Below are 12,811 nucleotides of genomic sequence, written 5' to 3'. Positions count from 1 at the left end.
TATGAAGCTAAATAAAAAATATTTAACTATAGGTATAAGTTTTATAATGTTAGCAGTACTTTTAGTACTGCTTTCTACTATAGGTAGTGTAGATTTAAGTTTTAATGAAATAATTAAAGCTCTTATAAATGATGATAATAAAGTAGTAACTACTATTGTCTATAAGATGAGGTTACCAAGAAATATACTAGCAGCATTAGTTGGAGCAAACTTAGCAGTAGCAGGAATATTACTTCAATCAGTTATGAAAAATCCACTAGCAGACCCTGGTATAACAGGAGTATCAACAGGTGCTAGTGTAGCTGCTATTATAATACTTTTATTAGCTCCAAAGTATACGAATATACTACCTATAGTTGCATTTGTAGGTGGGGCTATAGCATGTATATTAGTATTTTTAATGGCTTATAAAAATGGAATAAAGCCAGGAAGAATAGTATTAGCAGGGGTTGCTGTAAATACTATATTAGGAGGAGTTATATCATTTTTATCAACAATGTATAGTGATAGGATACAAAGTGCTATGCTTTGGTTAAATGGAAGCTTAGCTACTAAAACTTGGGTAGATGTTAATATGTTATTTGGATATTCTATAATAGCACTTATAGTATCACTACTTCTTATAAGAAGTGCAAATGTTTTACAACTTGGAGATGAAGCAGCAACAAATCTTGGATTTAATGTTAACTTAACTAGACTATTAATTTCAGGTGTAGCAGTATTTTTAGCTGCTATATCAACATCAGTTGTAGGAGTTATAAGCTTTGTTGGACTTATTGTTCCTCATATATCTAGAATGATTATGGGAAGTGATCATAAATACACTATACCTTTTAGTATGGTACTAGGGAGTATAGTATTATTAGTTGCAGATACTTTAGGAAGAACCATAGGTGGAGCTATAGAAATACCAGTTGGAGTTATTATGTCTATAGTTGGAGGTCCGTTTTTCTTATACTTACTAAGAAAGAGAGGAGATTATTAATGATAAGTGCTAGTAATTTAAAAGTTGGATATGAAGATAAAGTTATAATAGAGAATTTAAACTTAGAAATAAATAAAGGAGAAGTTGTATCCATAATAGGTCCAAATGGATGTGGAAAATCAACTTTATTAAAGAGTTTATCTAGGATGATAAAACCTTTAAGTGGAGAAGTTTTTTTAGAAGGAAAAAGAATAAAAGACTTAAAGGGAAAATTAATAGCTCAAAAGGTGTGCTTATTATCTCAACACAACAATGCACCTATGGATTTAACAGTTGAAGAACTTGTTTATTTTGGAAGAATCCCTCACAAAAAATGGTTTGAAACTAAGACAAATAGTGACAAAGAAATAGTAGATTGGGCAATAGAAAATACAGGGCTTAGTAAATATAAAAAGACTCCAATAGGGGCATTATCTGGAGGCGAAAGACAAAGGGCGTATATTGCACAAGCGCTATGTCAAAAGCCCGATATATTACTTCTTGATGAGCCTACTACATATTTAGATATATCATATCAACTAGAGCTTATGGAGTTAGTTAGAGAAATAAATGAAAAGTTTAAAATAACAATAGTAATGGTACTACATGAGTTAAATCAAGCTAGTAAGTATAGCGATAGGCTTATAATTATGAAAGATGGTCAAATTATAAGTGATGGTAGACCAAATGATGTTGTAAATAAGGATGTTATAAAAAAAGTTTATAAAATAGAGTGTGATATAGATAATGATCCACAAAGTAATAAACCTAGAATACACCCTATAAAAACTATAAAGGCACAAAGACTAGTGTCTTAAAGCTAATGATTAAATAAGTCAATAAATATAAGAAAGAGTCAAAATCAAAATTCACATAATAAGAGGAGAAGTATGTATACTTTAGATATTTTAAATAGATTAGATGAAATAAATGAAGATAAAGATATAAAAAGTTTATCTCATGCAATATTTCCAGGGACACATTGTCCATTATTTGGGGTAGCCCTTACTGCAAGTTATATAAAAAATATGCCACTAGTTGTAGTAGGAACTAGTGAATGTACTTACTACACTAAAAACTTTGCATATCATAGACAAAAAGGAAATGATAGTGTCTATTCAGTAGTTTTAAAAGACAAAGATATAGTATTTGGTGGGCAAAAGAAGGTAGAAGAAGCTATAAAACAAATAATAGAAATAGAAGAACCTGATGCCATAATGATAGTAACAACTTGTGTACCAGAGCTTATAGGAGAAGATTATTCTTCAATAGAGTATAGCTTAGATGGTGAAGTTGATATACCTATATTTGTAGTAAACACAGAACATTTTAAGTGCAACTCTCATATACCAGGAATGTCTAGAAGCTTAAAAGCACTAAGTACTTGTATGAAAAAATCAAAAGAAAAAGAAGGAATTAACATACTAGGACATAGGCAAGAAAATGTTGAATCTACAGAACTTGTGAAACTTCTTAAAAGCGAAGGAGTTAGCATTAATACTGTGATACCATCAAAGTGCGATATAGATGCTATAAAAAATGCATCAAAATCAAAAGTAAATATAGTAACAGATATGATAGCACTAGATTTGGCTAAAGCTATGAAGAAAAAGTTTGATATAGACTATATATACTTTGATAAGCATATGGATAAAAGTACAATATATAAAAACTACAAGAGATTAGAAGAATTATTAAATGTAGATTTATTAAATAAATTAGAAGATAAGATAAATGAATATGATGAGCTTTTTAGAAAGTGTAGTGATATTTTAAAAGGAAAAAAACTTATATATGGAAATACACCTATGATGGCTTTTGAAACTGTAGACTTTTTAAGTGATTTAGGTATGATACCAGTGTTTGTACAAATTAGAGAGTTATATGAACAAGATATAAAGTACAAGGAAAATATATCTAAAAAAGGATATAACCCATACATAAGTAGAATAGCAAATATAGCACCACTTAGACATTTATATGAAACAATAGGAGCAGATGTATATATAGGTCACGAAAGCCCTATAATACTTAGAGAAAAAGGGTTAATGCAAATAACACTAGACTCTCATGCACAAAAAATAGGATATGAACTACCTATAGATATGATGAAAGACTTAATAAAGCTATATGAATTAGAAACTAGCAAAATGGGAGGAATGATGTATGCAGGTATGTAAATATTTCCCCGTAGCAAATGATAGAATGGGAACAATATGGACACTGTCATCAATAAATAATGCATGTATTATAGAATTTGGACCAGCAGGAACAACACACTATTCAATAGAGGCAATAGGAAGCTTAAATGGAGAAGAAAGAGCAAAAATATATTCAACTCATATGGATCAAAGTGATGTTACATTTGGAAAGTACGATAGAATTGAAAATGCAATAATAGAATTAGATGAAAATATAAAGCCTAAATACATATTTGTAATGGCATCATCTATATCATCTATAATAGGTGCAGATATTAAAAGTGTATGTAGAGTACTTAAAGATAAAGTAAAAGCAAAATTAATACCTATAACTACAGGTGGGCTTAAGGACGACTACAACATAGGTGTTGAAAATATATTAGAATTATTAGTAAAAGAAATAACTAAAGACAACACTAAAGATATAAATAAGTACAACATTATAGGATATAACATAGATAAATACAACTTCTTAAGTGATAGCTATGAATTAAAAAGAATTATGAAAGAGCTATTTAATAAAGACTTAAATACAATGTTTACTTGTGATACTTCTATAGAAGACATAGAAAACGCAGCGAAAGCATCTCTTAATGTAGTAGTTAGAAAAGAAGGATTAAAAGCTGCTAAATATATGAAAGAAAAGTACAATATACCATATGTATATAAAAGTTTATATGGTCTTAAAAATACTATGGAATTTATAGAAGCAGTAAATGAAATAGAAGGGTATGAGCTAAACAAAGAATTATACAATAAAGAAATAAGCTTTGTTAAAAATAACATGTTTAGTGTAAAGCGTAAGTTCTTCTTCTACAAAGAAATTAAAAAATGTGCACTATTTGGAGATTATGATACTGTACTAGGAATAAGTGATATGCTTAGTGAATTAAATTTATGTGTAGATAGAAAAGAAGTGCTACATAAAATAGACAGTGAAGAAGATTTAGTTTCTACAGGAAGTGAATTGGATAGAATGAAATATCTAAAAAATACACAACTTCTAGGATTATTTGGTGATGGACCAAGTTTAGACATGAAAAGTAACGCTAAGATGAAATTACAAGTTAGTAATCCAAACTTAAATAAAGTAAATATATATCCATACACTCCATATATAGGTTTTAGAGGGTGTGTATATATAATAGAAAGAATACTTAACGTAAAGTTATAGACAGGAGACAATTAATATGGAAAATATAATAAACAATCAAAAAAGCTTAATGATAAGTTCATTAAATGAAAATAAATTACCAGAAATAAGTTATGCACCATTTGTTATGATAGATAAAGATATATATTTATATTTAAGTAAAGCAGCAAGTCATTATTATAATTTAACAAATGATAAAAATTGTTCAGTTATGATAATAGAAGATGAAAAAGATTCAAAAACTATATTTGCAAGAAAAAGAGTGTCATTTGAATGTGAAGCTACTAAATTAGAAAATGCAGATGAGGCTATATACAATAAGTTTGATGAAGTACATGACCCATCTATGATGATGGTATTAAAAACTTTAGACTTTGATATATTTAAGTTAAATATAAAAAATGGAAGATTAGTAAAAGGATTTGGGCAAGCTTTTGATATAAATATAAAAAATAAAGAATTTGAATTAATTCAAGTAAAAGAAATAAATCATAAGGGTAAATAGAAAAAACACTTAGCATAATATTATGCTAAGTGTTTTATTTTATAATATTATGAACTTACTTTGAGAATATAAAACATATATGTTATAATTTGATATATATACAAAAATAGGGGGAAAATATATGAAATTAAAGAAAAGTGTATATTTATCATTAGCTATAAGTGGCTTAATGTTGGGAAATGTTTCTTATGCTAACTCTAATGAATATGAAACATATACAAAACCAATGCCAAAATCACATAGCATATCTAATTACATGTCAGAGATGCCTACAGAAGTCAAACAAGATATAGAAGAACTTAATAATTTCAAATATCTAAAAACCAAAACAAATTCAAACTATGAAGTAGCACTAGCTAGCCAAGATGGAAAATATATATTTTATAAAGAAGCTAATACTTATGATGAAGCTGTAAATATAGCAAAAAATATACAAAATGAGTATAGTGATGAAAATATAATACCATCAGTTATAAATAAAGAAGGTTTAGTAGTATATAGTACAAATTCTATAGGCCGTATTGTAAAATTAGGAGATGGTATATCTGAAAGTTCTATAAACTATACTGCAAAGTTGTATAAAAATGCAAACGACACTAATGAATACACATATATAAATCATGGATATATAGAGGATGTGCCAGTTATAGAAGAAACTGAAACTATGGCAAAGATAGAAGTTGCTGGATTTAGCGGATGGATTAAAAAGCAAGATGATAAAGGTACAAATATAGTAGTACTTCCTATAAATCAAGCTCAAAACTTAAGTTACTACAAAAATGTAAATGGAAAACTAAGTCATTATATAAGTTCAAATGTACAAGGAAATACAGGAACTTATAGAACAATAGGACAAGCACCTTCATTTATGAAAAATGAAGTAAAGTATTATAGCTATGATGGAAATTATTTTTATGATGATATAAACAAACTTATAAGCGATGCAAAAGAAAATAATCATAACAATGCAGTAAATACTAATGAACCATACTATAACTACTATCAATATTTACCAGGTAGAAGTAAAAGTTCATATGATGCTAATGATATAAATGAGTATTTTAAAGCTAAAACACCAAGTGACAGTGTTCTTAGAAATACAGGAAAATATTTTATAAAAGCTCAAAATAAATATGGAGTAAATGCATCAGTTATGGTTGGAATAGCTATGAATGAATCAGCTAAGGGAACGTCTACTTTAGCTAAACAAAAAAATAATATATTTGGAATAAATGCAAAGGATAGCAATCCAAATAATGCAAATTATTTTAAAAGCATAGAAAATTGTATAAATGAGTTTGCAAAAGAATGGATGTCAAATGAATATTTAAATCCAAATAGTTGGAAATATAATGGTAATAATCTTGGAAATAAAGAAATTGGATGTAATGTTAGATATGCATCAGATCCATATTGGTCAGAAAAAGCATCAAGTTATATGAATGAAATGGATGTAGAATTATCATCTAGAGGTTTAGGAGATGACTATAATAGATATAAAATAGGAATGCTTAATAAGTCATCAAATATAAATGATAAAAGTGGAAATAGATTATATACATCAGATAAAGGTGAAGTAGTTTTAATATCTGATGATAGAAACTCAAATATTGAGATAAATCCTGATAGAATAACTCCATCTAATGTAGCTAATCCTATACCAGGAAGTTATGACTATACATTTAAAGGATATGTAAACAAAAATGATGTAAATATTATAAATAATCAAAAGGATAAAGTAATACTAGAAACTATAATGGGAAATGATAGATATGAGACAGCAGCTATGATATCTGATAACCAAAACTATACTAGTGCAATACTTGTTAATGGAGATAAAACATTAGCAGATGGACTTAGTGCAAGTGGATTATCAGGAATAACTAAATCACCAATACTTTTAACAAAAGTAGATTCTATACCAAATGAAACAACAGAAAGATTAAATGGAGTTAATAAAGTATATTTAATAGGTGGAAAAAGTGTTATATCACCAAAAATAGAAAGTGATTTAAAATCACAAGGAAAAGAAGTTATAAGACTTTCTGGAAATAGCAGAGAAGAAACAAGTTATAAAGTTGCAGATGAAATAAAAAAAATAAATCCAAATATAGATAAAGTATTTTTAGTAAATGGATATAAAGGAGAACCAGATGCTATGAGTGTATCTCCAATTGCAAGTCGTGATGGAGTACCAATAATATTAACAAATGGAAAAGACATACCATTTAACACTAATAACAAAAGTACTTATGTTATAGGATCTAGTATATCAATGAGTGATAATATAGTAAATAAAACAAATGCAACTAGACTTGGAGGAAGTGATAGATTTGCTACTAATAAGCTAGTTGTAGAAAAGTTTTATCCTAATGCTAATGAGTTTTATATATCTAAAGGATATACATTAGTAGATGCCTTAACAGTATCTCCACTTGCTAAGAATTATCCTGTTGTATTAGTTCATAACAACAGTGATAAGTCAGTAATAAAAAATGCTACAAAACTTATACAAGTAGGCGGTATAGACAAGTCTATAGTTAATGAATGTATAAATGCAATAAAATAAATTATTAAAAAATAGAGTGTAAGATTAAAAAAATCTTTCGCTCTATTTTTTTATGTATTTAGTATCTACATATTTATATTGTATGAATATAAAATTAATATATTATTTATACTAAGTACATATAAAGAAAGAAAGGATGTATTTTATGAAAACTACAATAATAGTAGCAAGTCCAAGTGAAAAATCTTTTAGTAAAAAAATCGTAGAAAAATTATCAAAAAAGCTGATTGAAAATAGAGCAGAATATGAAATAATAGATTTGTACAAAGATAACTTCAATCCTGTAATGACTGAAAAAGAAGAGAAGTTATATAATGAAGGTAAGACTGATGATGAATTAGTTAAAAAATATCAACAAAGTATAAGAAATAGTGATGAGATAATTCTAGTTTTTCCAGTTTGGTTTAACAATGTACCTGCAATACTAAAAGGTTTTTTTGATAAGGTATTTATAAAAAACTTTGCATTTAGTGAAGAAGATAATAAAACAAAGGGACTTTTAACTAATATAAAATCAGGTATGGTTATAACTACATCAGAATCAAACACAAGCTATTTAAAAGATAAATTAAATAACCCAATAGAAACAGTAATAATAAAAGGAACATTAGAAGTTTGCGGAATGAAAAATATAAAATATATAAATTTAAATGTAGAAGATAAAGAAAAAGAAGATGTATTTGAAAGCTACTTCAAATAATAAAAGTTATTTAGAAATTTATTTTAAATTACAAAAAAGCTATCTATAAACAAGATAGCTTTTTTTATTAAAGGGAAATTTATTTTTTAGAGGTTTTGTAAACTATTTTACTTCTTTAGCTTGATTAACAAAATCGTCAAATGAAGATGCTGTTATTAGTTCATCTCCTACGTATGCTGTAAACTCAGCACCACATTCACCTATACATTCATTTTCTATTTCTCTACCTAGTAAAGCCTCTCTTAAATCATCTATACTCATTCCAGAACATGCTGAACAAACTCTTATCATAATTATATCCTCCTAATTTATATTAAAATAATTTGAAATTATTATATTTTATATATACACACTATTTAGAAATTTTAAACAAAAAAAATATAAAAATACCATTTTAATTTAAAATATACTATAATCTATCATAGGATAATGTCTAACGGGGGAGGAAATTATGTTAAATAAAGAAGAATACTTGAAAATGATTTCTTACATCCCTATACCATATGTATATATAGAGATGGATGAAATAAACAAAATTAAAGTAATAGATATAAATAAAAGATTTAATGAATTAATAGGGGATAAGATAATTAAAGGAAATATTTATAGTATTGACAATATAGGATACAAAGAAGCTTTTCTAGAAATAGATAGGCATATAGAAGACAAAATTAAAAAAATATATATAAAAGATATAAAGTCATTTTATGAAATAGAGATAATAAAAATATCAGAAAATAGATATTTAATATGGTTTAAAAGAAAAATTGATATAGATAAAAATATAAAAGAACTTATGAATGCATTAGGTGGAGTTATATGGCTAAAAGATAGAGATGGCAGGTATGTATATACAAATAAAGAAATAACAGAAGGTAAATATACAACAACTGAAAATATGATAGGAAAAACAGATGAAGAGATATATCCAGAGGAAATAGCAAAATTATTCTCAAAAGGAGAAGAATATATTATTAAACAAAGTAAAGAATCTAAATATGGGCTATTTTCTTATGATGGAAAATTTTATAATGGATTTATAAAACTTATAAAAAATGAAAATAAAGAAATATTAGGAACCATAGGAATATGCTTAGAGGTTATAGAAAATATTGAATATAATAATCAATTGTCAGCTATTAAAATGTTAAATTTAATTAGTGATAATATTCCAGATAGTATATTTTTAAAAGACAAACATGGAGTATTTAGACATTGTAATAAAGTATTTGCAGAAAATAGAAATATGACTAAAGAAGATATCATAGGAAAAACTGAAAAAGATATAAATACACCTCATGATAAAATAAAGAAATATGAGATAGAAGAAAAAAATATAATGAAAACTAAAAGTAAGCTTATATCTAATAATTCATCTATATCAGATGATGGAAGAGTTAGATATTTTGAAACAGTAAAGGTACCAATGTTAGATAGCAATAAAGTTGTATCTGGGGTGCTTGGAATATCTCGAGATATATCTCATAGAAAAGAGGCAGAGCTTGAATTTGAAAGCCTTAGAATGGAATTTTTTGCTAATTTATCTCATGAATTTAAGACACCATTAAATCTTATATTTAGTTCTATACAGTTAATGGAAGCTATTACAAAACGAAATAACCATGATGAAGAATATAAAAAATATACAAATATAATAAGACAAAATAGCTATAGGTTATTAAAAATGGTAAATAATTTAATTGACAGTACAAGGCTAAATGCAGGCTGCTTAGAATATAATCCGCAAAATTATAATATAGTAGAGTTTATAGAAAATATATGTGACTCTGTACAAAGCTATGCAAAAGAAGAGGGGATAAAATTAATCTTTGATACAAATGTAGAAGAAAAAATAATGGCGTTTGACTTAGAAAAAATGGATAGGATTATATTAAACTTACTATCTAATGCAATAAAATATAATACAGAAAATGGAATTATATACGTAAAATTAGATATAGATGATAAAAATTTAAATATGAGTATTAAAGATAGTGGAATAGGTATACCAAAAGATAAATTAGAAGAGGTATTTACTCTATTTAAGCAAGTAAATAATAGAATAACAAAACCTAGCGAAGGAAGTGGAATAGGTTTATCAATAGTTAAATCTTTAGTGGATTTACATGGAGGTACTATAAAAGTAGATAGTGAAGAAAAGGTAGGAAGTGAGTTTAAGATAGTTATACCAATAAGGTTATGTGAAGAAAACTATGTAAGCCAGAATGCATTTAAATATAATAAATATGTAGAGAATATAGATATAGAGTTTTCTGATATATATACTTCTGTAAGATAGACATATATTAAAATTTTATTATATATAATTAAAAAATTAACTAAGTATTAATTATATATAATATATTAATTTTATTTTCGTAGAATTTTTAGCTAAAATTCTACGAAAGTAAAATTTATTTATAATTTATAAAGAATTATATAGTATTATCACCACATAGTTGTTACAATAAAAGTGAGGAATTATTTTATTTTTGTCAATAATCAATAATTATGGTAAAATTTTATTTTATAATCTTAGAGTTTTTTGATTTATATTGTGAATTTACTAATATACTAATATACAACACTAATAAAAAGTAACCAATTGGAGGAAATAATGATACTTTACGAAAAGAAATACAAAGAAACAGGTAAAGAATATGCATATAGAATTTTAAAAGACAATATAATGTCTTTAGAACTAAAGCCAGGAGAACTACTTAGCGAGTCTGACTTATCAGAAAAACTAAATATATCAAGAACACCTATTAGAGAAGTTTTAATGAAATTAAAAAATGAGCACTTGATAGAGGTTAAGCCGCAATCAGGTACTTATGTTTCTTTAATGGATAGTAAAATAATAGACGAAGCTATATTTATGAGATCTACTATAGAAAAAGAAGTTTTAAAAGAAGCTTGCGAATATTTTCCAGAGGATTTATTTATAGAATTAGAAAAAAATCTATTTGCACAAAAGTTATTATGTGATATAGAAGGAAAAGAAATAGAGTTTCATAATTTAGATAAAAAATTTCATAGGTTAATATTTTTAGGATGTAATAAAATAAACATATGGGATAGTATAATGAATATAAGTACTCATTATAATAGAATGAGATTATTATCTGAAATGAAAACTAATAGAAATAAAATAATAAGTCAACATGAAGAAATGCTAAACATAATAAAAAACAAAGAAGTAGATAAGATAGATGATTATATACAAAAACATATAGTATTACCAGCTAAAGAATGGAGAACATTGATAAAAGACAATGATGATGTAAGTATTTATTTTAAATAAGTATCTGTAATTACAGATGCTTATTTTTTTACATATAAGGAAATTATATCAAGTATAAAACTGTTCATAACTTATAAAATAAGATATTTCAATAGGCTTGAAAATGTAAATGGATTCGCCCACACAGTGGCTTAAAAAATGACATTTTGAGCAACGGACGAAGTCGTTGGGGACATGAAGCATTTCGCCGACACGTCGCTTAGGTGAAGAGAATTTTTTTATGAACTAAAACCTACTAAGTAAATGTTAAATTATATTAATTGTAATGTAAACTAAATAAATTTAGTAAAAAATAATTATTTTATGTAGAAAATAAACGGAATATAAAATATTTTATAAAAAAATGAAAAAGATATTGTTTTCCTGGAGAGGATATGCTAGTATACAAGTATAGAAGACTAAAGGGGAGGCAATAACATGAAATTACCATTTAATGTTGATCTAAAAGATAAAGTAGTTGTAGTAACAGGTGGAACAGGAGTACTTTGCGGAGCTATGGTTGAAGCTTTAGCTAAATGTGGAGCTAAAGTAGCTATACTTGCACTTGGAAAAGAAGCTTGTGAAGCTAAAGCTAAGGAAATAATAGATAATGGTGGATGTGCCATAGGAATAGAAGCTAACGTATTAGATAAAGAGAGTTTAAAAAGAGCTCATGATATAATTTTAGAAAAATTAGGACCATGCGATATATTAATAAATGGAGCTGGAGGAAATCATCCAAAGGGAACAACAACTAAAGAATACTTATTTGAAGAAGATTTAAATAATGAAGAATTAACAACATTCTTTGACTTAGATCCAAAAGGAGTAGAATTTGTATTTAACTTAAACTTCTTAGGAACATTACTTCCATCTCAAGAATTTAGTAAAGATATGATAAACAGAGAAGGATGTACAATAATAAACATATCTTCAATGAATGCATATACACCGCTTACAAAAATACCAGCATACTCAGGGGCAAAGGCTGCAGTAAGTAACTTTACTCAATGGTTAGCTGTACACATGTCTAAAGTAGGAGTAAGAGTAAATGCTATAGCACCAGGTTTCTTTGTAACAGCACAAAATGAAAAGTTATTATTCAATGAAGATGGAACACCAACAGAAAGAAGCAACAAGATATTAAATAGCACACCAATGGGAAGATTTGGAGAAGCCCAAGAATTAATAGGTACATTATTATATCTAGTAAGTGAAGATGCATCAGGATTTGTAAATGGTGTTGTTATACCAGTAGATGGAGCATTTTCAGCATACTCAGGAGTATAGGGGGATATTATGCTAGAAAGTATAAAAAAAGAAGGAATAGTAGCAGTAATTAGAGCAAAAGACCATAAGGAAGCTAAAGGATATATAAATGCTTGTGTAAATGGCGGAATAAGAGCGGTAGAATTAACATACTCAATACCTAATGT

General features: G+C 26.7%; 11 protein-coding genes. 10 read left to right on the top strand and 1 reads right to left on the bottom strand.

Annotated elements, in window-relative coordinates; all coding sequences use genetic code 11:
• The first annotated feature begins 1 nt into the window (after position 1).
• The 7 genes from ABCP60_RS10840 (at position 2) to ABCP60_RS10810 (ending at position 8,092) form a co-directional block, all read left to right on the top strand.
• Entirely contained in the window at positions 2 to 985 is a 984-nt protein-coding gene (locus ABCP60_RS10840; RefSeq protein ID WP_092925110.1) for an iron ABC transporter permease, read from the top strand.
• Positions 985 to 1,782: an ABC transporter ATP-binding protein gene (locus ABCP60_RS10835; protein WP_343101750.1), complete on the top strand. Its 798-nt coding sequence runs from the start codon at positions 985 to 987 to the stop codon at positions 1,780 to 1,782. The genes ABCP60_RS10840 and ABCP60_RS10835 overlap by 1 nt, the downstream gene beginning before the upstream one ends.
• Before the next feature lie 72 nt (positions 1,783 to 1,854).
• A complete protein-coding gene (locus tag ABCP60_RS10830; RefSeq protein ID WP_343101749.1) occupies positions 1,855 to 3,144 on the top strand; it encodes a nitrogenase component 1 in 1,290 nt (429 codons plus the stop codon).
• Positions 3,131 to 4,339, top strand: coding sequence for a nitrogenase component 1 (locus tag ABCP60_RS10825; protein WP_343101748.1), 1,209 nt, complete (start codon positions 3,131 to 3,133; stop codon positions 4,337 to 4,339). The genes ABCP60_RS10830 and ABCP60_RS10825 overlap by 14 nt, the downstream gene beginning before the upstream one ends.
• Before the next feature lie 16 nt (positions 4,340 to 4,355).
• Complete coding sequence (locus ABCP60_RS10820) at positions 4,356 to 4,823, top strand: pyridoxamine 5'-phosphate oxidase family protein (protein ID WP_092925117.1); 468 nt, start codon at positions 4,356 to 4,358, stop codon at positions 4,821 to 4,823.
• A 121-nt stretch (positions 4,824 to 4,944) separates the two neighbouring features.
• The gene (locus ABCP60_RS10815) at positions 4,945 to 7,392 is read left to right on the top strand and encodes a cell wall-binding repeat-containing protein (protein WP_195237511.1); all 2,448 of its coding nucleotides are present in this window, start codon (positions 4,945 to 4,947) and stop codon (positions 7,390 to 7,392) included.
• A gap of 145 nt (positions 7,393 to 7,537) precedes the next feature.
• Positions 7,538 to 8,092, top strand: a complete 555-nt coding sequence (locus ABCP60_RS10810) for an NAD(P)H-dependent oxidoreductase (protein WP_195237513.1) — start codon at positions 7,538 to 7,540, stop codon at positions 8,090 to 8,092.
• A 102-nt stretch (positions 8,093 to 8,194) separates the two neighbouring features.
• Here ABCP60_RS10810 and ABCP60_RS10805 read toward each other — a convergent pair whose 3' ends face one another.
• The gene (locus ABCP60_RS10805; RefSeq protein ID WP_092925122.1) at positions 8,195 to 8,383 is read right to left on the bottom strand and encodes a hypothetical protein; all 189 of its coding nucleotides are present in this window, start codon (positions 8,381 to 8,383) and stop codon (positions 8,195 to 8,197) included.
• Positions 8,384 to 8,543: 160 nt separating this feature from the next.
• Here ABCP60_RS10805 and ABCP60_RS10800 point away from each other — a divergent pair, with 160 nt between their 5' ends.
• From ABCP60_RS10800 to ABCP60_RS10790, 3 genes are all read left to right on the top strand, one after another.
• Complete coding sequence (locus tag ABCP60_RS10800) at positions 8,544 to 10,391, top strand: ATP-binding protein (RefSeq protein ID WP_195237516.1); 1,848 nt, start codon at positions 8,544 to 8,546, stop codon at positions 10,389 to 10,391.
• Positions 10,392 to 10,709: 318 nt separating this feature from the next.
• Positions 10,710 to 11,396 carry a GntR family transcriptional regulator gene (locus ABCP60_RS10795; protein WP_092925126.1) on the top strand — a complete coding sequence of 229 codons (687 nt, stop codon included), beginning with the start codon at positions 10,710 to 10,712 and terminating at the stop codon, positions 11,394 to 11,396.
• A gap of 417 nt (positions 11,397 to 11,813) precedes the next feature.
• Positions 11,814 to 12,665, top strand: coding sequence for an SDR family oxidoreductase (locus ABCP60_RS10790; RefSeq protein WP_092925128.1), 852 nt, complete (start codon positions 11,814 to 11,816; stop codon positions 12,663 to 12,665).
• Positions 12,666 to 12,811 lie beyond the last annotated feature (146 nt).

The sequence above is a fragment of the Romboutsia sp. MSSM.1001216sp_RTP31141st1_G3_RTP31141_220114 genome (assembly GCF_039031195.1).
Classification (GTDB): Bacteria; Bacillota; Clostridia; order Peptostreptococcales; family Peptostreptococcaceae; genus Romboutsia_C; species Romboutsia_C hominis.
This window is presented reverse-complemented; position numbering and strand designations above follow the sequence as displayed.

Bases quoted from the DNA above. Each gene is read 5' to 3' on its own strand.
- ABCP60_RS10840 (WP_092925110.1), top strand. From the start codon at position 2: ATGAAGCTAAATAAAAAATATTTAACTATAGGTATAAGTTTTATAATG.
- ABCP60_RS10835 (WP_343101750.1), top strand. From the start codon at position 985: ATGATAAGTGCTAGTAATTTAAAAGTTGGATATGAAGATAAAGTTATA.
- ABCP60_RS10830 (WP_343101749.1), top strand. From the start codon at position 1,855: ATGTATACTTTAGATATTTTAAATAGATTAGATGAAATAAATGAAGAT.
- ABCP60_RS10825 (WP_343101748.1), top strand. From the start codon at position 3,131: ATGCAGGTATGTAAATATTTCCCCGTAGCAAATGATAGAATGGGAACA.
- ABCP60_RS10820 (WP_092925117.1), top strand. From the start codon at position 4,356: ATGGAAAATATAATAAACAATCAAAAAAGCTTAATGATAAGTTCATTA.
- ABCP60_RS10815 (WP_195237511.1), top strand. From the start codon at position 4,945: ATGAAATTAAAGAAAAGTGTATATTTATCATTAGCTATAAGTGGCTTA.
- ABCP60_RS10810 (WP_195237513.1), top strand. From the start codon at position 7,538: ATGAAAACTACAATAATAGTAGCAAGTCCAAGTGAAAAATCTTTTAGT.
- ABCP60_RS10805 (WP_092925122.1), bottom strand. From the start codon at position 8,383: ATGATAAGAGTTTGTTCAGCATGTTCTGGAATGAGTATAGATGATTTA.
- ABCP60_RS10800 (WP_195237516.1), top strand. From the start codon at position 8,544: ATGTTAAATAAAGAAGAATACTTGAAAATGATTTCTTACATCCCTATA.
- ABCP60_RS10795 (WP_092925126.1), top strand. From the start codon at position 10,710: ATGATACTTTACGAAAAGAAATACAAAGAAACAGGTAAAGAATATGCA.
- ABCP60_RS10790 (WP_092925128.1), top strand. From the start codon at position 11,814: ATGAAATTACCATTTAATGTTGATCTAAAAGATAAAGTAGTTGTAGTA.